General features: G+C 65.0%; 23 protein-coding genes. 19 read left to right on the top strand and 4 right to left on the bottom strand.

The window, feature by feature from the left end:
* Nucleotides 1-4: 4 nt before the first annotated feature.
* The 3 genes from ASD76_RS01825 to ASD76_RS01815 form a co-directional block, all read right to left on the bottom strand.
* Nucleotides 5-1,534, bottom strand: coding sequence for a DUF1254 domain-containing protein (locus ASD76_RS01825; RefSeq protein ID WP_055917658.1), 1,530 nt, complete (start codon nucleotides 1,532-1,534; stop codon nucleotides 5-7).
* A 48-nt stretch (nucleotides 1,535-1,582) separates the two neighbouring features.
* Nucleotides 1,583-2,854 (bottom strand): DUF1214 domain-containing protein, encoded by a 1,272-nt coding sequence (locus ASD76_RS01820; protein ID WP_055917655.1) that lies wholly within the window; start codon nucleotides 2,852-2,854, stop codon nucleotides 1,583-1,585.
* A 195-nt stretch (nucleotides 2,855-3,049) separates the two neighbouring features.
* Nucleotides 3,050-3,856 carry a flagellin gene (locus ASD76_RS01815; RefSeq protein WP_055917652.1) on the bottom strand — a complete coding sequence of 269 codons (807 nt, stop codon included), beginning with the start codon at nucleotides 3,854-3,856 and terminating at the stop codon, nucleotides 3,050-3,052.
* 531 nt (nucleotides 3,857-4,387) lie between these two features.
* On the opposite strand from ASD76_RS01815, the gene ASD76_RS01810 reads away from it, so the two are divergent.
* From ASD76_RS01810 to ASD76_RS01720, 19 genes are all read left to right on the top strand, one after another.
* Nucleotides 4,388-5,569 (top strand): sigma-54 interaction domain-containing protein, encoded by a 1,182-nt coding sequence (locus ASD76_RS01810; RefSeq protein WP_082553553.1) that lies wholly within the window; start codon nucleotides 4,388-4,390, stop codon nucleotides 5,567-5,569.
* Entirely contained in the window at nucleotides 5,566-5,931 is a 366-nt protein-coding gene (fliE, locus tag ASD76_RS01805; protein ID WP_055917646.1) for a flagellar hook-basal body complex protein FliE, read from the top strand. The genes ASD76_RS01810 and fliE overlap by 4 nt, the downstream gene beginning before the upstream one ends.
* Nucleotides 5,932-5,935: 4 nt before the next feature.
* Nucleotides 5,936-7,588, top strand: coding sequence for a flagellar basal-body MS-ring/collar protein FliF (fliF, locus tag ASD76_RS01800; protein ID WP_055917643.1), 1,653 nt, complete (start codon nucleotides 5,936-5,938; stop codon nucleotides 7,586-7,588).
* Nucleotides 7,585-8,604 (top strand): flagellar motor switch protein FliG, encoded by a 1,020-nt coding sequence (locus ASD76_RS01795; protein ID WP_055917640.1) that lies wholly within the window; start codon nucleotides 7,585-7,587, stop codon nucleotides 8,602-8,604. The genes fliF and ASD76_RS01795 overlap by 4 nt, the downstream gene beginning before the upstream one ends.
* Nucleotides 8,597-9,175, top strand: coding sequence for a FliH/SctL family protein (locus ASD76_RS01790; protein WP_162249629.1), 579 nt, complete (start codon nucleotides 8,597-8,599; stop codon nucleotides 9,173-9,175). Before ASD76_RS01795 ends, ASD76_RS01790 begins: the two co-directional genes overlap by 8 nt.
* Nucleotides 9,169-10,500, top strand: a complete 1,332-nt coding sequence (locus ASD76_RS01785; RefSeq protein ID WP_055917634.1) for a FliI/YscN family ATPase — start codon at nucleotides 9,169-9,171, stop codon at nucleotides 10,498-10,500. Before ASD76_RS01790 ends, ASD76_RS01785 begins: the two co-directional genes overlap by 7 nt.
* On the top strand, nucleotides 10,493-10,918 hold the full coding sequence (locus ASD76_RS01780; RefSeq protein ID WP_156457507.1) for a hypothetical protein: 426 nt from the start codon (nucleotides 10,493-10,495) through the stop codon (nucleotides 10,916-10,918). The genes ASD76_RS01785 and ASD76_RS01780 overlap by 8 nt, the downstream gene beginning before the upstream one ends.
* 29 nt (nucleotides 10,919-10,947) lie before the next feature.
* The gene (locus ASD76_RS01775) at nucleotides 10,948-12,126 is read left to right on the top strand and encodes a hypothetical protein (protein ID WP_055917628.1); all 1,179 of its coding nucleotides are present in this window, start codon (nucleotides 10,948-10,950) and stop codon (nucleotides 12,124-12,126) included.
* A 32-nt stretch (nucleotides 12,127-12,158) separates the two neighbouring features.
* The gene (gene fliL, locus ASD76_RS01770) at nucleotides 12,159-12,740 is read left to right on the top strand and encodes a flagellar basal body-associated protein FliL (RefSeq protein WP_055917621.1); all 582 of its coding nucleotides are present in this window, start codon (nucleotides 12,159-12,161) and stop codon (nucleotides 12,738-12,740) included.
* Nucleotides 12,737-13,642 carry a flagellar motor switch protein FliM gene (locus tag ASD76_RS01765; RefSeq protein WP_055917620.1) on the top strand — a complete coding sequence of 302 codons (906 nt, stop codon included), beginning with the start codon at nucleotides 12,737-12,739 and terminating at the stop codon, nucleotides 13,640-13,642. Before fliL ends, ASD76_RS01765 begins: the two co-directional genes overlap by 4 nt.
* Nucleotides 13,639-13,908, top strand: coding sequence for a flagellar motor switch protein FliN (fliN, locus tag ASD76_RS01760; protein WP_055917617.1), 270 nt, complete (start codon nucleotides 13,639-13,641; stop codon nucleotides 13,906-13,908). The genes ASD76_RS01765 and fliN overlap by 4 nt, the downstream gene beginning before the upstream one ends.
* Nucleotides 13,909-13,913: 5 nt before the next feature.
* The gene (locus ASD76_RS01755) at nucleotides 13,914-14,195 is read left to right on the top strand and encodes a flagellar biosynthetic protein FliO (RefSeq protein WP_055917614.1); all 282 of its coding nucleotides are present in this window, start codon (nucleotides 13,914-13,916) and stop codon (nucleotides 14,193-14,195) included.
* Nucleotides 14,192-14,974 (top strand): flagellar type III secretion system pore protein FliP, encoded by a 783-nt coding sequence (fliP, locus tag ASD76_RS01750; protein WP_055917613.1) that lies wholly within the window; start codon nucleotides 14,192-14,194, stop codon nucleotides 14,972-14,974. The genes ASD76_RS01755 and fliP overlap by 4 nt, the downstream gene beginning before the upstream one ends.
* 2 nt (nucleotides 14,975-14,976) lie before the next feature.
* A complete protein-coding gene (fliQ, locus tag ASD76_RS01745; protein WP_055917610.1) occupies nucleotides 14,977-15,249 on the top strand; it encodes a flagellar biosynthesis protein FliQ in 273 nt (90 codons plus the stop codon).
* Nucleotides 15,246-16,031 (top strand): flagellar biosynthetic protein FliR, encoded by a 786-nt coding sequence (gene fliR, locus ASD76_RS01740; protein ID WP_055917607.1) that lies wholly within the window; start codon nucleotides 15,246-15,248, stop codon nucleotides 16,029-16,031. Before fliQ ends, fliR begins: the two co-directional genes overlap by 4 nt.
* A complete protein-coding gene (locus tag ASD76_RS01735) occupies nucleotides 16,028-17,155 on the top strand; it encodes a flagellar biosynthesis protein FlhB (protein ID WP_055917605.1) in 1,128 nt (375 codons plus the stop codon). Before fliR ends, ASD76_RS01735 begins: the two co-directional genes overlap by 4 nt.
* A gap of 49 nt (nucleotides 17,156-17,204) precedes the next feature.
* The gene (gene fliD / locus ASD76_RS01730; RefSeq protein WP_235506460.1) at nucleotides 17,205-18,611 is read left to right on the top strand and encodes a flagellar filament capping protein FliD; all 1,407 of its coding nucleotides are present in this window, start codon (nucleotides 17,205-17,207) and stop codon (nucleotides 18,609-18,611) included.
* Complete coding sequence (locus tag ASD76_RS01725) at nucleotides 18,611-18,985, top strand: flagellar protein FliS (RefSeq protein ID WP_055917599.1); 375 nt, start codon at nucleotides 18,611-18,613, stop codon at nucleotides 18,983-18,985. The genes fliD and ASD76_RS01725 overlap by 1 nt, the downstream gene beginning before the upstream one ends.
* A gap of 101 nt (nucleotides 18,986-19,086) precedes the next feature.
* A complete protein-coding gene (locus tag ASD76_RS01720) occupies nucleotides 19,087-19,761 on the top strand; it encodes a response regulator transcription factor (protein WP_055917596.1) in 675 nt (224 codons plus the stop codon).
* A gap of 192 nt (nucleotides 19,762-19,953) precedes the next feature.
* On the opposite strand, the gene ASD76_RS01715 is transcribed toward ASD76_RS01720, so the two are convergent.
* Nucleotides 19,954-22,632: a TonB-dependent receptor domain-containing protein gene (locus tag ASD76_RS01715; RefSeq protein WP_055917593.1), complete on the bottom strand. Its 2,679-nt coding sequence runs from the start codon at nucleotides 22,630-22,632 to the stop codon at nucleotides 19,954-19,956.
* Between the last annotated feature and the right edge of the window lie 24 nt (nucleotides 22,633-22,656).

The following is a 22,656-nucleotide window of genomic DNA, read 5'->3' as shown; positions in this document are numbered from 1 at the left end:
CCCTTTAGCCGGACCGCTTCACATCGGGCAGCTTGTAGCTGCCGTTGAGGAGCGGTTCGGTGGGGACGTAAGTGCGCACGATCAGCGCGAACTGATCGTCAGGCGCGGGCAGCCAGTTGGCCTTGCCTTCCTCGTCCTCGGGCTCGTCACGCGAGAGCACCAGCGTCAGCGACCCGTCCGCACCGAACTTCAATTCGTTAGCGTCGAGGTTGACCGTGCCGATGTTGTGCCGCTCGTTGGGGCTCGTCGGCGTCATGAAGTAGTCGCGGTCGTACATGGTGAGCGACCAGAACCCGCCTGTGGTGCGGTCTACCGGCGGCAGTTGATCCTTTTCGAAGCGCATCGTGTAGCGATAACGGCCCTGCAGCAGCTCGCCCTTCGCGTCGGTGCCACGGATGAAGTAGATCGCCTCGTGGTAATCGTTGACGTAGATGTAGATCACCGCGGCCAGCGCACGGCCGTACCAGTCGGTGCTCCAGGCGCCACCATTGTCCTGCCGCTGCCAGCCATTGCCGGCATCGACCCCGACCTGGTCGTAGCGCGCGCCCTCGTATAGCTCGGCATCAGCGGTGAGGGCCGCGCGATCGAGCAGGGCTTTCCAACGCGGGTCGCTCTTGCGCAGGTCGAGCAGCGTCCGCGCTTGCGCAGCCATCGGTGCGTCATTGGGTCCGACCTGCGGATTGGCGTCGAGCGCCTTTTCCAGATCGTCCCAGAACGTCTCTCCGTGCACCGGTCGGATGCGCAGCAAATCGGGGTCGGCCGCCAGGATCTCTGCAGTCAGGCCCGCGGGATAGACCTTGTTGCGCGCGCTGGCTTCGCAATCGAACTGGTGCCGGCCGGGTTTGTCTTCACTCAGCGGGAGTGCGCCCATCTGATTGAGCACTGCCCGCGCCCGAGCTTTTCCTTCCGGCGTACGCGCGGCGAAGCTTCGGGCCATCGCCACGCCGATGTTGGTCGGGGAGCGCAACACTTCCACGAACCCGTCGGGCGCCTCCCCTTGCCATTCAGGTCCGACCCACAGGTACTTGCCCGCCGGCGTGCCCGAGGCGGAGCCGAGCTGATGCGTCACGGTGGTGAAGGCGTCGACGATCTGGATCGTCCAGTAATGCCCGTCCGGCACGTCCTGCGGCGTCTGGATGACGACGGGTTCCTCGCCCAGGTCGGCAAAACAGGCGCCATAGATGGTGTCGTTGTTGGGTGTGACCACCTTGCGCTGCTGCGCGGGCAGGTAATCGTCGACATAGCCCATCCAGTTCTTCGGGCATCCGGGGAACAGCCCCATCGCCATGCCGGGACCGTGGCCTTTCATCAGCTCCCAGGTGCTGGTCCGCCCGAAGGTGTTAACGAGCGGGTGACCCCAGACATAGACGACCCGCGCAAGCGCCTCGACGTAATGCTCGCTCGCCAGGCTCGCGGGTACACCGGCGCCGTTCTTGAGATCGGGATGGGCCGGAGTGAACTGGCGGACGGGATAGGGCAGTTCGCCATTGGCAGTCGTCGTGGCGGGGCGCTCCAGGGTATCGGTGCCGGGCATGTCAGTCTCCAGGATGATCGCGATGCAGGGTCGGGTCTTTGATCGTCTTCAACGTTTGATGAGCGGCGGCGGATAATAACTGCCGTCCGCCACCCCGCCGCGAGGGCCGTAGAAGCGGAACGTGAGGCTCCACGGTTTGCCCTTGGTCGGCAACCAGTTGCCCTCGGGGGCGTCGGCCGGTTGGTCCGGCGCGAAGTAGAGCGTGAGCGAGCCATCCTCGCCATAAGTGAGGTGGGATTCCTTGTTCAGCAGGAACCGATTGAGCGGATTGGGGAGCACTCGGCGGTGCGACCGGTCGACTGCGATCACCGACCAGAAGTACTTCGCGTACTTGGAGGGCAAATCGTCCGCTGGAAAAGTTAACGTGTAGGAACCGTCCGCTTCAAGGTCGGCCCCGGTGCTGTCCAGAGCGCCGCGATAATAGATCACTTCCTCGAACACATTGGCCCAGATGCCACCGTAATTGACGGTCGTGCGCGTCAGCCAATCGTTGCCCCAATGTCCGCAGCATGCGGGCCTAGCCCAGCCGTTCTTGATCGCGCCGCGCCCGATGATCGGCGCCGCAGCCGCGAAATCGCCCTGCCCTTTTTGCCGCACCACCTGGTCGATACGCGCACGCTCGGCGGGATCCTTGATCGCTTCTGCTATCGCACGGACGTTGGCCTGGAGCGGCTCCATATTCGTGCCGGAGTCCTTCTCCTGCAACGCCAACTCTGCGGAGTCGAACACCTCCACCCCAGGCAACCCGGCCATGTCGAACATGACCGTGCGCGGAATTTCGGGGAGTTTCGGGCTACCCTGGATCTCGAACTTGAACTGGTGCTGGAGCGCGATCGCCTCGTCCCAGTTCGGCCCGAGCTCGACCCGCAGCAGCACGCGCATGGTCTTCACCGGCACGTCGACGCGCTGGACGCCGGCGGGAACGTTAACGTTGGCGCCCGCCAGGCAAACGGCAAACTGTCCGTTGGGGTGATCGGGATAGACCCGCTCGTTGATATTGGCGACGGTCTCGCCCCAGCCGTCGAGGAACTCGACGACATAATAGCGGCCCTCGATCTTGGGGACCGTCACCAGAAGGTAGCTGGCCTCGTCGATCGCCACCCAGGCTTCGGAGTAGGCAACGTCGAGATTGGGGTTGGGCCAGTCCACCTGCCCCGGCTTGCGGTGGATCAGCTCGTTCCAGACGAACCCTTCGCTATCGAAGTCCACCTGCTGCTGGCGAGTGATGAGCAGCCGCCCCAGAAGGTAAATGTAGGCGTCGCTGATCTGCTGGTCGCTGAGCTTCAGCGCAGTCGGGCTGGAAAGCGCGGTATCGGTCACGGCATGCCTCCTCGAAGACCGAAGAGGCTAGGCCGTCGAGCCATCCGGGACATTGGCACAAACCCGGATTCTCAGGGCGGCAACTACCCAAGCCATCCCGCGCGGCTATCTCAACCTACTGACACACCAACAAGAAAAGCCCGGCGCTCACGAGGAGCGCCGGGCCCGGCTTAGGGACTGTGAAGTCCGGTATTATTAGCGCAGCAGCGAGAGAACGTTCTGCTGGCTCTGGTTCGCCTGCGACAGCATCGCGGTCGAAGCCTGGCTCAGGATCTGGGCCTTGGCGAGCGCGGTGGTTTCAGCCGAGTAGTCGGTGTCTTCGATCCGCGAACGGGCGTCCGACAGGTTGTTGACGTTGTTGGTCAGGTTGTTGACCACCGATTCAAGGCGGCTCTGACCGGCACCGAGCGTGGCGCGGGCACCGTTAACATCGTCAAGCGCGTCGTCGACGTTGTCGATTGTGGTGTTCGAGAGAGCGGCCGTCGAAACGTCGAGCGTGCCGACCGTGATCGCGTCAACCGTGAGGGTGACGGTGTCGCCGTTGTTCGAACCGGTCTGAATGTCGAACGTGTCGCCAGCGCCGGCCGCAAGGACCTTAACGCCGTTGAACTCGGTGTCAGCCAGAATGCTGGTGATCTGCGAGCTCAGCTCGGTGACTTCCTTGTTCATGTAAGCGCGGTCGGTGGCGTCGTTGTAGATGCCCGAAGCCGACTGAACCGACAGCTCGCGAACGCGCTGCAGCATGTTGGTAACTTCTTGCAGAGCGCCTTCAGCGGTCTGAGCGAGCGAGATACCGTCGTTCGCGTTGCGAACGGCCTGGTTCATGCCGCGGACCTGCGAGGTCATCGAGTTGCTGATGGCGAGGCCGGCGGCGTCGTCCTTGGCGCTGTTGATGCGCTTGCCGGTCGACAGACGCTCCATGGCGGTGCCCAGGGCCTTGTCGGCCTTGTTCGAAGCGGTGGCAGCGCGCAGCGCGCTGGTGTTGGTGTTGATGACGGACATTGTAAAACTCCTTCGATACGGTCCCAAGTCTTCAGTGCGCTGCCGTGGAAAGTTCGTTGGCAGCGGCAGCCATGGACAAGACCGGCAGGAGGGGTGCGGAATTTAAGCCCGGCTTTTCAGAAAGGTCATTGCAAGGGTGGTGCCGGGGTCTCCCTCGCGCCTGCGGGAAGGGTTGAGAGTTCGCCCCTTATGCCGCTCGCAGCGCCCGCTCTCACGAACCCTTAACTGCTCCCGCAAACCGGCGGCGGATTTCGGCAAAATTTTTCCGCGCCCTCAAAAATTTCTTCAAGAAAGTTAATTCGCCTGTTCTGGCGGGGTCGCGCGGCAGATCCCCGCTATCCGTATTCCGGCAAAAATACGTAAACATACTTACGCATTTATACGTCACCTATAATTAGCCATACTTTTCACGTCCCCGCCCCAAAAGCGTCTCAAGAGTTACCGGTTCAGGGGGTATTCGAAGTGGGAACGTTGGAAACATCCGAGGCGTTCAAAAAAAATCATCCGGCCCTTGCGGCACGGATTGCGGGAATGGCGGCATCGCTGTTTCCGGGCCGTTCACTCACTGTCGGGGATGACAGCGAGCGGCTGCTGGCGGATCGCGCCTCTACTGTAAGTGTATCGCGCAGCGATCGTTGCGGCCTCAGCCGCACGGCAACCCGGGCGCGCCTGGCTTACGACGATCCCAACACGGAAGCGTCTTTCGCCGCGCTCGTCGCCCTGCTCGCAGGCCGTAACGAACCGGTGGCCGCGGATCCGACCACGCTTTCGGTGCTGGCCATGGCCGACCGGCTGGCAAACACCGACATCCCGGTGCTGATCAACGGTCCGACCGGAACCGGCAAGGAAGTCCTTTCGCGCTTCATCCACAACCGCAGCAATCGTCGCGACAAGCCGTTCATTGCGGTTAACTGCGCCGCGATCCCGGAAACGATGATCGAAGCGCTGCTGTTCGGCCACCAGAAGGGCGCCTTCACCGGCGCCAACTCGTCGAGCGAAGGTTTCTTCCGCGCCGCCGACGGTGGCACGCTGTTCCTCGACGAAATCGCCGAAATGCCGCTGCAGCTGCAGGCCAAGCTCCTGCGCGCCTTGCAGGAAAGCGAAGTGATCCCGGTCGGCGCGACCAGGCCGGTGAAGGTCGATGTACGCATCGTCGCCGCCGCCAACCGCGACTTGCCGCTCGAAGTCGAGGAAGGCCGGTTCCGCGCCGACCTTTACTACCGCCTCAACGTCTTCCCGATGAGCCTTTCGCCGCTGCGCGAGCGTCCGGCGGATATCGCCCCGCTCGCCTTCGCCCTGCTCCTGCGTCACTCGCCCGACGGTGCTCCGGCTCCGTGGATCAGCGACGCCGCCCTCGCCGCGCTGCGCGGTCATGGCTGGCCGGGCAACGTGCGCGAACTCGAGAACGTCATGCGCCGCGCCCAGATCCTGGCTGCCGGCCAGCCGATGATCCAGCCCGAGCACATCGTGTTCGACCGTCCGGTGCGCCTGGTCACCCAGCCCGCCGCGATGGAAGAGGATGAAGCAGGCTCGGGCGAGAAGCTGTCGAAGATCGTCCAGATCTCCGAAGCTCGCGCGATCATGGACACCCTTAATGCTTGCGGCGGCCGCAGGGCCGAAGCAGCTCGCCAACTCGGCATCAGCGAGCGCACGCTGCGCTATCGCCTTGCCTCTTTCCGTGATGCCGGCCTTGCCATGGGAGCCAGTCGATGAGCGTTATCAATAGCATCGGCAGTGGCGGCTCGGTCGCCCAGATTATTGCCATGCGCCAACAGATCATCGACCGATCGAGCCTGCTGCAGGAACTGCATCGGACCCGGCAGGCAGAGGCTCCGCAGGAATCCACCCCCGCTGGTGGCGGGTTCGCGGATACTCTGAAGACCGCGCTCGACGGTGTGAACGCCACGCAGAAGAACGCCTCGGAACTGAGCGAAGGCTACGAACGCGGCGAAGTGACCGACATCGCGAAGGTCATGCTCGCCCGCCAGGAAGCCGGCGTCGCATTCGAAGCGACCTTGCAGGTCAGAAACAAGCTGCTGTCCGCGTACCAGGACATCATGCGGATGGGGGTTTGATTAGATGAGCGACCTTATTCCAGCAGGCGCGGGAGGCGGAGCGGCGCGACCGCAGTCGCTGCTCGATCCGCTGCGCAATCCCTCGCTCGGGACGATGGACCGCGTCAGCGCGTTCGTCGCCCAGCCGCCCGTAAGGAAGGCCCTACCCTGGTTCGCCGGGGTGGCCGCCATTGGTCTCGTCGCCGTTGCCTGGGCCGCGTTTTCAACGCCGCCGCAGCGGGTACTCTATGCCTCGCTCGGCGATAGCGAACGGGCTGGGGTCGTCGAAGCGCTCGACAAGGCTTCGATCGGCTACACCATCGACAACGCCACCGGTGCCCTCACTGTCGCCGAGGGCGATCTCTACAAGGCACGCATGCTCGTCGCGTCGGAGAACGCGCTGGCGATGCCGCAGAGCGGGGCCGAAATGCTCGACTCCCTGCCGATGGGCGCCAGCCGCACGCTCGAAGGCGATCGCCTGCGTGCTGCGCAGGAGCGCGAACTGACACTTACGATTGCGGAAATCGATGGCGTCGAAGCCGTGCGGGTCCACCTCGCCCGGCCGGAGCGCTCGGTATTCGTGCGCGACGATGCGCCGCCGACCGCCTCGGTCATGTTGCGGATGGCGCCGGGCCGGCAATTGGCCGACAGCCAGGTTACCGCCATCGCCAATCTCGTGGCCGCTTCGGTACCAGGCCTCGCGGTCGATGCTGTACGGATCGCCGACCAACATGGGCGCTTGCTGTCAGACCCGACCAGCGAGAAGTCCGACCGCCTCAACCTGCAGTCGCGCATGGAAGACAAGCTGCGCGCCCAAGTCGCGCAGCTGCTGACGCCGATGCTCGGCGAAGGCAACTTCTCGAGCGAGATTCAGGTCGATCTCGACATGAACGAGGTCACCTCGGCCCGCGAAAGCTATGACAAGGACGGCTCGGTCCGCCGGGAAACCGAACAGCAGAGCCAAACCGTCGGCTCGGGCGCCGTTGGCGTTCCGGGCGTGCTGTCGAACTCCCCGCCGCCGCCGACGCAAGTGCAGCCGGGCGCGCCCTTGGGCACTGTCCCGCAGCCGGCCAATCCGACGACTGGCGAAAGCAGTGCGACCCGTACCTATGAGCTGGGCCGCGAAGTCGCCGTGTCGAACAACGCGCCGGGCAACATTCGCCGCCTGACGGTGGCAGTCGCCCTGAGCAAGGAAGCGATGAAGGGCACCAACGCCGCCGAGATGAAGAAGCTCGAGCAGCTGATCGGCGCCGCCGTCGGTATCGACCCCACCCGTGGCGATCAGGTCGCGGTCATGGTCCGTCCGTTCGAAGTGATGGATGCCGACGCCCTGCCGTTCTGGGAGACCTCGTGGTTCGCCATGATCCTGCGCAACGGCGTGGCGTTGGTCGTCGTGCTACTGGTCCTGCTGCTGGCGGTTCGCCCGCTGATGAAAGCGCTGACCGGCAAGGCCAAGGCTCGCGACGAGGAAGGTGCCGAAGGAGAAACCACAGCGTTGGCTCCGGCGGGCAAAGTGGCGGCCCTCGCCGCTCCAGCCGAAGAAGAGTCCGAGCGCGAGAAGCTCGCCGCGCAGATCGATCTCGCCCGGCGCATCGTACGGGAAAAGCCCGATGACGCCGTGCTGGCACTGAAGAGAATGCTGGCCGGAAATCGGCCTGACGCGGAGGCAGCCCGATGAGCGAGGACGTTCTGGACAGACTGCCCGACGCTGAGCGCGCGGCGATCCTGGTCATGTTGCTCGAAGAAGAAGACGCGGCCGGCCTGCTCTCACGGCTTTCGCCGGAAGAACTGCAGCAGTTGGGGTCGAAGATGTTCGGCCTCGGCGAGCTCGGTCCCGCAGCCATCACCGACGCCCTGGCGGGCTTTGCCGAAAGCGCCTCGCAAGGGGGCCTCCCGGCTCAGGACCGCTCGGAAGACGTGCGCCGGATCATGACCGGAGCGGTCGGCGAGCTCAAGGCCAACAGCCTGATGCGCCGCATCGCCCCGGACGCCGGTCAGCAGCAGAGCCCGACTCTCGAACTCGCCCGCTGGCTCAATGCCGACGTGATCATCTCGCTGATCGAGGAAGAGCATCCCCAGGCCATTGCGGTCCTGTTGCTCCAGCTCGATCCACAGGTCGCGGCCCAGGTGCTCGCCGGTTTGCCGGAGGCCGTGCAGGCGCCGGTGATCCAGCGCGTCGCCAGGCTCGACCCGATCGCGCCTGAAGCCCTGGTCATGCTCGAAGAGATGCTCTCGACCCGCATTTCCACCAACCACGGCCGTGTCCCGCTCTCGATGGGCGGCGTGCGCGAGGCGGCGGAGATCATCAACGCCGCGGCCAAGGCCGTCGAAAAGCGCGTGATGCCGGAGATCAACAAGATCGACAAAAAGCTCGCCAAGGAGCTCGAGAACGAGATGTTCAAGTTCGAACACCTGTTCAAGCTCGACGCCAAGACGATGGGTCAGCTGCTGCGCGAGATCGAGAACGAAGTGCTGATCGACGCGCTCAAGGGTATCGCGGACGAAGAGCGCGAGCCGTTCTTCGCGGCGATGTCTGCCCGTGCGGCCGACGGTGTGCGCGACGAAATCGAGGCGCGCGGCCGGGTGAAGAAGGCCGATGCGCTCACAGCGCAGCAGTCCGTCATCGCGACGGCCAAGCGTCTCGCCGCCGAAGGCACGATCTCGCTCGGCGAGGGCGGAGACGAATATGTCTAGCATGTCGTTCGAGGAATTTGCCCGTCCCGCCGTTTTCGCTCGTGACCCCCGCTTTTCCGTCCTGTTCGGCGAAGCCCCGGTGGTCCAGGGCGAAGCCCCGCCGGATCCGGTCGTTGAGGCTTACGAACGCGGCTTGCGCGAAGGCGCAGCGGCTGCGGCAATCGAGGCGGAGCGGCTCGATGCTGAGCGCGAAGCGGCACGACAGAAGATCGAGCTGGCCTTCGCCCTGTTCGATCAGCGCTCCTCCGCTGATCTGACCGAGCGTCTGCGCCAGACGGTCCATGCCCTGTGCGAGGCAGCGGTGATCCCGCTGGCCATCGATCCCGAGGGTTTGGCCAAAAGAACCGAGAAAGCGGTCTCGATGTTGCAGCGAGCCCAGGATGAGAAGCTCGTGCTGCTCAATCCCGACGACCTTGAACTCGTGCGCCAGCGCCTGCCCAAGGACCTCAAGGTCCAGGGCGATCCCAGCGTCGAGCGTGGCGGACTGCGGATCGAAACCGCCGACGGCGGAATCGAGGACGGCCCCGCGCATTGGCGCCGGATGCTGCTTGAGGCGTTCCGCGAATGTTGAGCCAGGTCGACGCCGTTCTCGGCGATTTCGCTGACACTTCGGTCGACCTCCGGCCGCACCGCTATGGTCTTGTCACCGCCTGCGATGGCGGCCTGATCGAGGTGAGCGGACTTTCGGTGCCGGTGGGCGCGCTATGCCGCATCGACGACGGCAAGGGTTCGGCCCTCACCGCCGAAACGATCGGTTTTCGCAACGGCCGCACCATGATGACCTTGCTTGGCGACGTCGTCCTGCTGCGTCCTGGCGCTCGCGTCCGTCCTGAAGGCTCGCCAGGCATGTTGCCCGTCGGCCCCGCCTATCTCGGCCGTGCGGTCGACGGTGAAGGAAAGCCGATCGACGGTGGACCGGCGCTGCGCAGCAGGTTGGACTGGCCCGCGGGAGGCGTCCGGACCGGCGCGCTCGATCGCGCCAGCGTGAAAGAGCCTTTCGATATCGGCATCCGCGCCATCAACGGCCTGATGACGCTCGGCGTCGGACAACGTGTCGGCATCATGGCCGGATCGGGAGTCGGCAAGTCCGTCCTGATCGACATGATCGCACGCGGAGCCGAAGCCGACGTGGTCGTGGTTGGCCTGATCGGCGAACGCGCCCGCGAAGTGTCCGATTTCGTCGAACGCCACATGCATGGCGAGAAGGCCGGCCGCACCGCGGTTGTCGCCGTACCCGCCGACCATGCGCCTAACTTGCGCCTGCGCGGAGCCCTGCTCGCCACCTCGCTGGCCGAGCACTTCCGTAACTCGGGAAAGCGCGTCCTGCTGATCATCGACAGCCTGACCCGCATCGCCCACGCGGCCCGCGAAATCGGCCTCCTCTTGGGAGAGCCAGGTGCCGCGCGCGGCTATCCCCCTTCGGCCCTCGCCACGATCACCAAGTTGGTCGAGCGCGCGGGCAACTCGGCGGAGAGTGGCGGCTCGATTACCGGGCTCTATTCGGTCCTTGCCGATGGCGACGATCACAACGATCCAGTGGTCGACACCGCCCGTTCAATCCTCGATGGCCACATCGTGCTTTCGCGCGACCTGGCCCAGCGCGGCCAGTATCCGGCGATCGACGTCGCCGCTTCACTAAGCCGCGTGATGAACGACATCGTGCCGCCGGAGCACGCCGAACTCGCGCGCCGCTTCCGCGCGTTGAGCTCCGCTTATGAAACCAACCGCGATCTCGTGTTGATGGGCGCCTATCGCCCTGGCGCTGATCCGCTGGTCGACCAGGCCATCGCCATGCACGGCGACCTGACCAAGTTCCTCACCCAGCCGACCGGAGATCTGGTTCCGCTCGACACCTCCCTCACAGACCTGTCGCGGCTGATCGGCCATGATGGCTGATCGCGGGCGCCTCAAGCGCGCCAAGCTGATCGAACGCGTCCGCACCGCCGAAAAGCGCAAGGTCGCGGCCGACGCCTACGAGGCCGAAGCCCGGCGCGCGCGTCTCGCCGGCATCTCCGAACGAACGATGCGCCTCGGGCAGGCCTATTCCGCGCGCTCGACCGTGGCGGATGGGGACGAATTGCGCGGCGTTGTGATGCTCTCGGCGCAGTTGCACGCGCTCGGCATTACCGCCGCCAAGCAAGCGGACCACGCGCAGAAGGAAGCCGACGCGCGCCTGGCCGATCTCGCCTCCGCCGACCGCCGCCAGAAGCGCGCCGAAGAACAGCGTCGTGGCCTCGCCCGGCTGCTCGACGAGCGCAACAATCGGCCTGTCCTATCGACCACGAGGCAAACTGGCACGGAACTTGAAACGTAAAGAGCAAACAATGGTGAACGGCCAAGACTATGCTCTCTACTGCTTCTTCATCGTCGACCCTTCTCTCCGCGCTGCAGGCGATAGCCGGCGGTAAGAAAAGCGGGTTAACGCAAGGCGTATCCGAGGATGGCCCCAGCTTCGGCGACCTCCTCTCCACGCTCTCCGGGCTTGCCATTTCCGGTGACAAGGCCGCCGATCCGGCCGCAACGGAAGAACAGGCCCTCGCCCTTCCCGTTGCCGGTCCGGCAATTGCCGGCGGCAAGTTTTTGCCGGGCATGTTGCCGACTTTGCCGGAAGGCGAGGCTGAGGGTGACCTCGCTGCGGCCGATACCGACGCAAAGGACGCGCCTATCGCCCTGACGCCCGAGATGATGCAGCTTCTCCTCGCGGGCCTCCCCGTCCCGGCATTGCCGGCGGCAGCCGAAGCCGGAGAAGCGTCGGCAGCTCCAGCCAAGTCAGCCTCGCCTGCCAGCCCGCCGATGCCGGTGCCTGCTGGTACCGACGCCCTCGCCGCTCTGCAGCAACCCGCCACAAAGCAGGACCGCCGCGCGGCGCCCGCTGAAATCTCGATCACGGTTCGCGCCGATAGCCAGGCCACTGCCGAGGCTCCTGTGGCGGAGACCGCTGAACCCGTGGCCACCGCCCCGACCAAATCAGCGACCGCAGCCCTGACGGGCCGTGCCGAAGCGCCGGTCGTGCAGCAGCTGGCGCCGCAGTTCTCGACGGCTTCGCCCGACGCGCCCTCTACCTCGACCCACCACGCCGCCGGCCACGTTACGTCGCTGCACAATGCGAATGCCGTCGACATCGGTGCCACGCTCGATCGGTTGGTCGCCGCGCGCGAAGCGCTGATGCCGGCACAAGCAACGCTCGACATCGACCACGCCGACTTCGGCGAAGTCTCGATCCGCATCGAGCAGACCGTGCATGGCCACCTGTCGGTCGAGCTGGCCGGATCGGACCCCGACCTGAAGCGCGCAGTCGCCGCAGCGGTCCAGGCCGATAGCGCGACCGCCGGCAACCAGGACAACGCCGCCTCACGTTCCGGCACCCAGCATCGCGATAACCCAATGGATCGCGGCGCCAATGCCGGCTCGGGCAGCGAGGCCCGCTCCCAGAGCGAACGCAACACCCAGGGCCGCCGGGAAGGCACCCGCCAGCGTGACGACCACGCCCAATCCGAATCCCGCTCCGGCACTTTCGCCTGAACGCCCCAACCTCCGGAAATTCGAGGAATACGATGAGCAGCAAGAAGACCAGTGAAGAGAAGCCGAAGAAGGGCAAGGGCATGATCCTAATGATCGGCCTGGGAATCGTCCTCATTGCGGCTGGCGGCGGCGGTGCCTTCGCCTTGGTCCAGACCGGCGTGATCGGTGGGGCCCATGGTGAAGAGGACAACAAGCCCAAGCTCGTGCGCAAGGGCGACGAAGATCCCTACGCCCCCGCTCCCGCCAAGGGAGAGGAAGGCGGGGCCGAGCTGGTCTATGGCGACGGCGGCAGCAAGTACCGCACGGCCTATTACCGGTTCCCGGAAGAGTTCACTTCCAACCTGCGCAACTCCGACGGCCTGGTGCAGCTGAGCCTCGCCGCTTCGACGCGCTATGACGGGCGGGTGCTGATGTGGCTGGGTGAACACCAGCTCGCGATCAGGTCGCGCCTGCTGGTGGAGATTGCCAACGCCAGCGCTGAGGAAGTCGAGACCCCGCAAGGCAAGGCCGCGCTGCAGAAGCGCCTCACCGCCGCGATCAACGACGTGCTGCTAAAGGCCGAAGGCTTCGGCGGCGTCGACAACGTCCACTTCCTTACCTTCATCGTCCAATGAAGCCCGAACGCACCCTCAAAGCGGCAGGCCTTGCCGTAAGTCATTGCGAGGCGCTGTTCCGTCAGCGTGGCGAGGAAGTCGACCTGCTGCCCGAGTTCGGGCGGCTGGGCGAACGCCTCGCTCGGGCGATCGCTCCGTCCCTCGCGGCCTTCTCGGGCGGCAAGGCTCCTGAAGTGCGCGTGGAGAGCGCCGTCCGGATGAATGGCGGCGAACTGGCCGGCAAGATTTTGCCGCTAGCGGCAAATTCTCTCCTCGGACCGGAAGAAGGCTCGCACCGCCTGCTCCTTTCGATCGACGGCGCGGCGATCCTCGCCCAGCTCGACCGGACGTTCGGCGGCACGGGAGAAATCACCGAAGCTTTGCCCAAGGTCCTGCCCCTCTCGGCCGACCTCCTCGCCCAGCGCCTGGAGAAAATGGTTACCGAGGCGCTCGGCCAATTGGTTACCGACCTCGGGCCGCTGACGATTGCCCAGCGCGATAGCTCGTACTCGACGATTTCCCCCTACCGTAAGGCGGAAGCGCTCGTAGTGCTGGCCCTTGAAATCGACGACGGCAGCTCGAAGCCGTGGACGATAACGGTGGCGACGAAGGAGGAAACCCTGCCCTCGATCGTCGCTGCGCCGTCCTCGCCCAAGCGCCGCGAACGCCGCAAGGCTGGCCCGCTCGACGATCCTTTCGCCAGCGTTCCATTGTCGCTCGAGGCCGTTCTCGCCGAAATGCGCATCCCGCTGAGCCGCCTCGCGGCCTTCGCTCCGGGCCTGACAATTCCGATCCCGGTCGCTCGCGCCGTCCCGCTGCGCGTGGGTGGCACGATCATTGCAAGGGGTACTGTGGGTGAGTTCGAAGACCGGGCTGCCCTGCAACTGACCACGACGATGTTTACCCGAAAGGACCCACAGTGACATTCCAAGCTCCGGGCTTTGGCCTGATCCAGGACATCGATGTCCGCCTGACTGTAGAGCTCGGCCGGACCGACCTGCACTTGCGCGACGTCCTGGCCCTTGGCGAGGAAAGCGTGGTCATGCTCGACCGCCTGGTCGACGAGCCGCTCGACGTTAAGGTCAACGGCAAGCTCATCGCCCGCGGCGAAGTTGTGGCCGAAGGCAACCGCTTTGGCCTGCGCATCCTCGAGCTGGTCGGATCGACCCAGCCCGGCCTCGAAGGGTAATCCCAGTGGGTTGGTATATCCTCAAGCTGTTCCTGCTCCTGCCGCTGATCGGCGGGATGATCTGGGGCAGCCTCAAGCTGACCCAGCGCCTGCAGGGCAAGTTCGGTGGCCCGCAAGGTGGTGGCACCCGCGCTGTGCGGATCGTGGAGACGACCATGCTCTCCCCCACGATGCGCCTGGCGGTGATCGAATTCCATGGACGCGAGATCCTCGTCTCGACCTCTCGCAACGGCCTCACCCGCCTGGCCGAAGCGCCGGCTCGCGAAGTCGTGGAGACCGCAGCGTGAAGCGTCTCTCCTCTGTCGCGGCGCTCGCCGCGCTGATCCTTCCGAAATTGGCCTACGCCCAGGCCGCTGTCGCGCAGGCAGTGCCCGCATCGGCCGCGATGCCGGGCGCGCTTGACCGCGCCTTCAGCAACATGGCCGGAGCCGGCGGCGAGCCGCTGAGCATGTCGCTCCAGCTGCTGCTGATCATGGGCCTGCTGACGATCCTGCCGGCGCTGATCCTGATGATGACCAGCTTCACCCGCATCATCGTCGTGCTGGCGATCCTGCGCCAGGCGCTTGGCCTGCAGCAGTCGCCGCCGAACCAGGTGCTGATCGGCCTGTCGCTGTTCCTCTCGCTATTCGTCATGGCGCCGACGCTGGAGAAGGTGAACGCCAACGCGCTCGCGCCCTACTCCGCCGGCCAGATCAACGCCGAGCAGGCGATCGCCGCCGCCGGTACCGAATTTCACGGCTTCATGATCCGCCAGACCCGCAAGACCGACCTGGCGATGTTCGCCGACATGGCCAAGGCGCCGAAGTTCCAGTCGACCGCCGACGTCCCGTTCTCGATCCTGCTGCCGGCGTTCGTCACCAGCGAGCTGAAGACGGCGTTTCAGATCGGCTTCATGCTGTTCCTGCCGTTCCTCGTCATCGACCTCGTCGTCTCCAGCGTCTTGATGTCGCTCGGCATGATGATGATGTCGCCAATGCTCGTCTCCCTGCCGTTCAAGCTCTTGCTGTTCGTGCTGGTCGACGGCTGGGCCCTGCTGATGGGCTCGCTAGCGGCGAGCTTCGTCTAGCCATGGACGACCTTTCGAACCTGCTGTCGCTCGCCGACAGGATGCTGTGGGTGACGGCGCTGCTCGCGGCGCCGGTGCTCCTCGCCAGTCTCGCGGTCGGCCTCGTGATCGGCCTGATCCAGGCCGCCACCTCGGTCAACGAGCAGACCCTCACCTTTGTCCCGAAGCTTGCCGCGATCGCTATCGTGCTGGTCATCTTCGGCGCGTCGATGATGACCCTGCTGGGTGATTTCATGCAGGAAATCTTCGCTGAGATAAGCCGCATCGGCCAATGATCGCACTCGACTTCGGCTTCGGCGCCCTGGAAGCTGACTTCTGGCGCGTAGTCTTCCTGATGACTCGCATTGGAGCCGCAATGATGGCGGCGCCGATCTTCGGCGCGGCGATCATCCCGGTGACCGTGCGTACTTGCGCGACTGGGGCGGTGGCGGTGTTCGTCGCCGTGTGGATGCCCGGCATCCCGGTCCCCGAAGCGCTGTTCTCGGTGCAGGGATTGCTCACCGTCATGGGTGAAGTGCTAGTTGGCGTCTCGCTCGGCTTCGTGCTGCAGATCGCCTTTGCCGCGCCGGTCGTTGCTGCCGAGCTGATCGGCGGTGGCATGGGCATGAGCATGGCCATGGCAGCCGACCCCAGTGGCGGCGGCCAGACCACTGCCTTCGGGCAGTTCTTCACCATCGTGCTGACGCTGATCTTCCTCGCGACTGGCGCGCACCTGCACTGGATCCACCTGGTGGTCGAAAGCTACAACGCCTTCCCACCGGGAGAAACCTGGCTCGGCGCAGACCGCTTCGCGCTGATCGCCTCGTTCACCGGCACCATGCTCGAGACCGCTGTCCGGATCGCCCTGCCGGTGACGCTGGTGCTGCTGCTGGTGCAGATCCTTACCGGCGTGCTCAGCCGCTCGGCACCGTCGCTTAATCTCTTCGCGCTTGGCCTGCCTGCGGGCGTGCTTGCCGGGATCACCGCGGTGATCCTCGCCGCGCCGATGATCTATGACCAACTTGCCGGTGTCACCGCGGTCTCGCTCGAACAAGTCGAGGAAGTCCTGATCCGATGAGCGAGAGCGCCGGCGAAAAGACCTTTGCCCCAACCGAGAAGCGCCGCCGCGACGCCGCCACCAAGGGCGACGTCCTCCGCTCGCGCGAACTCTCGACCGCGGCCGTAATGCTGTTCGGTGCGGCGTGGCTGGCCTTTGCCGGGCCGTGGCTGCTCGGCGACATGGCCGAAGCCCTACGTGGCGGGCTGACGTTCGACCGAGACGCGATCGACAACTTCAGTGTCGGGTCGACGCTCATCTCGCTGCTGCTGTCGATGTTCCCACCGCTCGCCTCGCTGGCGGTGCCGATCATACTGCTCACGGTGGTCTCGCAGTTGGGCTTTTCCGACGGTCGCTGGGTCGGTTCCAACATCGCCTTCAAGGGCTCGCGCATCAATCCGCTGTCGGGCCTCAAGCGCATGTTCGGCATCACTGGGGTGATCGAGATGGGCAAGGGCCTGCTCAAGATCGCCCTGCTCGGCGCTATCGCGTTCTATTGGGGCAGCAGCTGGCTCGAAACCATCGCCGGAATGGGCAAAGGCAACCTGTCTCAACAGCTTCAGGCTGGCTGGGGGGCGCTCATCAGCCTGCTGTTCGCGCTGGCCGCCGGCCTGGTCGCGATCGCGCTGATCGACGTGCCGATCCAGTGGATCCGCCGCATGCAGCGCCTCAAGATGAGCCACCAGGACATGCGCGACGAAAACAAGGAGGCCGAAGGCTCGCCCGAGGCGAAGGCGATGCGCCGCCAGCGCCAGCGCGAGATCGCCATGGGCGGCGTCGCTCCGGCGATGCGCGATGCGCAGTTCGTCCTCACCAACCCGACCCACTTTAGCGTGGCGATGACTTACGATCCAACGAAAGCCTCGGCCCCGATCGTGCTGGCCAAGGGCCGCGGCGAAAAGGCCATGGCGATGCGCGAACTGGCGCTCGAACTCGGCGTACCGATGATCGAGCTGCCGCAGCTCGCCCGTTCGATCTATTTCACCACGCGCGAAAACCAGACCATCCGCGAAGAGCTCTACGGTGCCCTCGCCTCGGTCCTGGCATTCGTCTACTCGCTCAAACGCGGCGAACAGCCGGGCTTGCCGACGATCGACGTGCCAATCGACCTGCGCTTTGATGCGGACGGGCGGTTGGGGGCCTGAGGCCTCTTAATCCTCGCCTCCAACGGACGTTCTCCAATCCATGAGCGAAATGAGTTCCATCGTAAGCACGCTCGGCGCCGGCAGCGGCGTCGACATGGTGGCCCTGGCCAACAATCTGGCGCAGGCTCAGTTTGCCCTGCGCACCGACCGGATGAAGGCCAAGACTGAGCTGCTTTCCCAGCAGATCTCGTCCGCCTCCACGATCAAGAACATGCTCAGCCAGCTCGCGTCTGCCATGGGCGAACGCGTTCGCGTAGGCGACCTTTCGCCGCAGCCGAGCGTCGCCAACGGCAGCGTAGCCACCGCATCCAGCCCAAGCGGGACTCAGGGTTCGGGGACCTATTCGCTCGAGGTTCTCTCGCTCGCCAGCTCGCAGACTCTCGCCAGCCCCGCCCTCGCATCGAGCACGACCGTGGTCGGCGCCGGCAAGCTCACCTTGCGCTTCGGCGCCACGACCGCGTCGGGTTTCACCGAAGGCACCAAGGCGGCGGTCGAAATCGACATCCCCAGCGGCGCGACACTGACCACCATCGCCGCGGCCATCAACGCCAAGGGCGCGGGCGTCAGCGCCTATGTCGCGCAGACCAGCTCTGGCGCGCAGCTCGTGCTCAAGGGACCCGATGGGGCCCAGAACGGCTTCGTCGTCGAAGCGACCGAGACCCCGGGCGAGGAAGGTCTGGCCGCGCTCGCCTGGAACCCTTCGGCCGGTGGCGCTTCCTCCAGGCTGCTCGCCACGGCAGGCGATGCCTCGTTCAAGCTCGACGGCCTCAGCATGACCAGCTCCAGCAACACGGTCACGGGCATCGCCCCGGGATTGTCGCTGGCACTGACCGGCACGAACGCCGGATCGCCGACCAAGATCACCTTTTCCAATCCGTCCAGCAGCATCACCGGTGCGATGCAGGACCTCGTCGATGCGCTCAACGCCATTGCGAGCGACCTGAAGACGGCCACCGATCCCGCCTCCGGCGATCTCGCCGGCGATCCGGGCGCGCGCCGGCTCAAGCAGCAGCTTTCGAAGCTGGCAGGCGAAGTCGTGATGCCGAATGGAGCGGAAGGTACGAGGACCCTGTCAGACCTCGGCCTGGCCATTCAGCGCGACGGCACATTCAAGCTCGATACCACGCGCCTGCAGGCGACCCTGACACGCGATCCCGTGGGCGCGGCCGCCATGTTCACCACCGGCCTCTACGGCGTCTATTCGACGATCGACAAAGTTGCCCGCGCTGCCACCAGCGCGAGCGATCCCGGATCGCTCGGCGGGTCGATCACGCGGTACCAGAAGCTGTCGAGCCAGATCACCAAGGACACCGCCAAGCTGGCCGAACAGCAGGAAACCCTGCGCGCCAACATGGTCGCCCGCTTCTCCAAGGCCGACACGCGCATCAGCGCGTCCAAGTCGACCTTGACGTTCCTGCAGGGTCAGATTGACGCCTGGAACGCCGGGAAGGACTGATGCTGGCCTTCACCGACCCGCGCGAAGCCTATCGTCGCAGCGAAATCGAAGCCCGCATCCAGGGCATCGGCGATCCCGGCGAGCTCGTCCGCATCTGCATCGAGCAGGTCGTCGGCGGCCTTGGGCTCGCGCTTATCACCAACAAGCGCCCCGACCCGGCCGCGCGGAGCAAGGCGCTTTCACGCGCCTTGTCGGCGCTCATTGCGCTGGAGATGGGCGTCGACCAGTCGGCGCCGCTCGCCCCGGCCCTGATGCAGCTTTACGGCGCCGCGAAGAGGTCCATCCTCGACAGCGTGATTTCCTTCGACAGCGAGATGCTTGGACGTGTCCGGGCAGATTTCGTCGAGATCGGCAGGACGCTGAAGAACGCTTGAGAGCCTGGTTCCAACGCTAGTTTGAGAACGCTCGCACTTCCGTAACATGCCCGTCATATCCCTGCGGCATTCCGGTCCTGAAAACCGGGAATGAGCGGCGTATGATCATGGTCAACATTTTCACTACCAGCCCGCTTGGGGGACCACAGGGCGACTTCCAGCACGGAGGCGTCACGTTCACATTCGACCTATTGGTCGAGGACACTCCCAGGCGGTTAGTCGAAGGTCCGATGTACGCCTTCGTCGACTGGGCCTTGCCCGGCATATCCGGGCTGGAGATGTGCCGCCGCTTGCGCGCCAATCCGCGCACCGCCTATGCCCACCTCACTCTCGTGCTCGAAGAGGACGATCCCGAAGACAACCGCCGCGCGCTCAAGGCCGGGGCGGACGATTACATGGTCGGACCGCTCGACCGCACGCGAGTGCTGGACAGGGTGCTGGCGCTGTTCTCGGAGCGGCAGGACCATCACGCGGCCCGTACCGTCGTTGCCGGCGGCCTGGTGATCGACCTCGTGGCCTTCCAGGCTCGCTGGCGCGGGAACCCCATAAGGCTGGCGCCCAACGAGTTCAGGTTGCTGCGCTTCCTGGCTGAGAACCCGAACAAGGCCCATTCGCGGCAGGACATCATCAAGGGCCTGGGCAAAGGCTATGCCCATATCGGCGAACGTACAGTCGACGTATGGATGAAGCGCTTGCGCCCCGCCCTGCAGGAAGCCGGAATGGGCGATGCGATCCGCACGATCAGGATGGTCGGTTACTGCCTCGACGTATCCTGAGGAAACGTAGCTTTCAGCAGGGATTTGAGCATCGCCTAAGCTTGCGAAGCAAATCCTCTCCGAGCTTGTCTCGGGGAGGTGGCGCGCGCCGCTAGGCGCGTGACGGAGGGGTAGGCGTAAGAACGCGACACCCCTCCACCATCCGCTGCGCGGACGGTCCCCCTCCCCGAGCGAGCTCGGGGAGGATTGAACTCAGAATGTTACCTGCGCCGAAACCGAGATCAGGCGGCCCATGTCGTAGGTGTTCACGTCGATGCGGTTGGTTTCCGACTGCTGGAACTCCTCGTGCCCGGTGCCGAGGATGTTGCGGACCTCGAATTTGAGCTCCACTTCCTTGCCGGCCAGCTGCACGCCTTCGCGGGCGACGAAGTCCAGGCGCAGACCCGGCTTCTCGATCACGTCCGGCTGCGGCGGCGTGCCGTTGAGGCCGCGGCTTACCACGCGATTGCTCGCATAAGTCAGCAGGATGGTTTGCTGCGAGAGCCGGTCGGGATGCTCGAGGCCGATCTGGACGTTGACGATGTGGTCCGATTGCCCGGTCAGCGGAGAACCGTCGCGGAAATAGTCGGTCGCCAGGCTCGACGAGGCGGCAAAGGCCGCGGTCGTGTCGTCGGCACCGACTTTCAGCTTCGACTGGGTGAAGGTGTAGTTCCCGATGAAAACGACCCGGCGATCGCCCGGCAGGGTACCCGGAGCGAATTCGAAGTACTTTTGGACTTCGAGCTCGCCGCCATAGAGCTGCGCTTCCGGCGCGTTGGCGTAGCTGGTCGTCAGCAAGCCGCTCAGCTGGGTCACGAAGGCTTCGATCGGCCGGTCGATCTTCTTGTAGAAGCCGGCGACCGAGACGCGCTGGTTGGCATCGAAATACCATTCGCCGCGAAGTTCGCCGTTCCACAGCACGCTATCCACCAGCAGCGGGTTGCCGATGTAGGAGCGGTTGCTCTCCGGGTCGGTGTACGGTTGGTAGATCAGCTCGCGGAACTGCGGCCGGGCAATCGTTTTCGAAGCGCTCGCACGCAGCTGCAAGTCGGGCTGCACTTCCCAAGTGAGGGTTGCGCCGGGCAGCCAATAGCTGTCGCTCAGCGCCGTGCTGGCAGTCGATCCCGTCGGGTTGGTGAACACCTGGATCGGCGTGACCGTCTGGTCGGCCGCTTCAAAGCGCACACCGGCGTCGAGGCTGACGCCTTCGGCGAACTCGATGGTGGCTTTGCCATAGGAGGCATAGGTTTCGAGCTCGGCCAGGAACGACGGAGTGCTCTCGTCTTCTTCGATCAGGCCGATGTTGTAGAAATCGATGACCGAAGGCTGCAGCAGCAGATCCGGACGGAACAGGCCCACGGCCGGTTCGAAGGTCGACGGAGCGTCGAACAGGAAGCCGCGACGTGACTGGGTGCGCTTGGTGTCCTGATAAGCACCACCAACAGTGACGGTGACCTCGGGGACAACCTCGTAGCTCAAGTCCAATCCGCCCGACCACAGGTCCTCATTGAGGTCCGAGAAGGCGACATCTGCCGAGCCGCTATTGCGGTTCAGGCGGTTGACGAACTGGTCACCGAGCGGGTCGGTCGCCGAGTTCGAGCGCACATATTCGAACGAGAGTTCGAACGGAGCTTCACGCTGCGAGTTGGCATAGCCGGCACGAACGTCGAGCCCGAACCGGTCGGCGATCTGGAATTCGCCGACGATCTGGGTGTCGATCAACTGGCGCTCGTACCAAGCCGTGTCCTGTTGCAGGAAGTCGGCGATGCCCTGGTCCTTCTCGCCCTGGGCAAGACGGGCCTGCTTGATGGTGTCGCGGATGAACAGGTTGGTCCAGCGGATCGTGTGATCGCCGAACTCGTAGCCAAAGCCGACGAGAGCGTTGGTGACCATGCGCTGGTCGGTCGTCACACGGCGGAAATCGGTGTCGAGCGTCGAGAGGTCAGCGCTGAGCGAGGTCTGCTGGATCGCGTCGCGGTTGAGCCACTTGCTGCTGAAGCCGCCGCCGACGATCAAGCCGAGTTCGCCGTCGCCCACTTCCCATGAGTCACCGCCCGAAAGCGAGATCGAGTAGTTGAGCGGCAGGTGACTCCAGCGCTGCACGATGGCGTTGCGGCCGGTGACCAGCTGGCTGGCGATCGCCTGCGTATCGACCGTGCCATCGCTGATCCTTGCGCCGCTGTCGAAGAAGGCCTGCAAGGCCGGCGGGGTGTCGCGCTGGCCGTTGTCGAAGCCGGTCCAGTCGGTCGAACTGCCGAAGTAGTCATAACCGAGCTGGTTGGTGGTTTCGGTATCCCACTGCCCGCCGATGCCGACAGTGAGGAACGCCTCGTTCGGAATCGCCTTGGTGGTCAGGTTGATAACGCCGCCGCCGAATTCACCCGGGTAGTTGGCCGAATAGCTCTTCTGCACCAGCGACGAGGCGATGACGCCGGTCGGGAACAGGTCGAGCGGGACCACACGCCGCAGCGGTTCGGGGCTCGGCAGGGGGGAGCCGTTGAGCAGGGCCAGCGAATAGCGATCGCCCAGGCCGCGCACATAGACGAAGCCCGATCCGACCACGCTCAGGCCGGTTACTCGGCCAAGCGCGCCGGCGATGTTGCCTTCGCCGGTACGCGCGATCTGCTCGGTCGTGAGGACCGAGAGGACTTGCGACGCACCCTGTGTCGGATCGCGGTTGATGCGGCCGGTGACGATGATCGCCCCGCCAGGGATCGAGATGTCGGTATCCTCGACCGCTTGGTCCTCGGAAGCCGGTTCAGCGCCCGCATCGGGAGCCGCAACTTCCTCAGGCTCCGCCGGCGAAGCGGCATCCTGCGCCCATGCCGAAATCGGACAGGTAAGCGCGGTGGTGAGAAGAAGCAGCCCAGCCAGCTTCTTGCCAGTGGTCATAACTCAGACCCCCATGGGTAAAAC

The sequence above is a fragment of the Altererythrobacter sp. Root672 genome (assembly GCF_001427865.1).
In the GTDB taxonomy this organism is placed as follows: domain Bacteria; phylum Pseudomonadota; class Alphaproteobacteria; order Sphingomonadales; family Sphingomonadaceae; genus Croceibacterium_A.
This window is presented reverse-complemented; position numbering and strand designations above follow the sequence as displayed.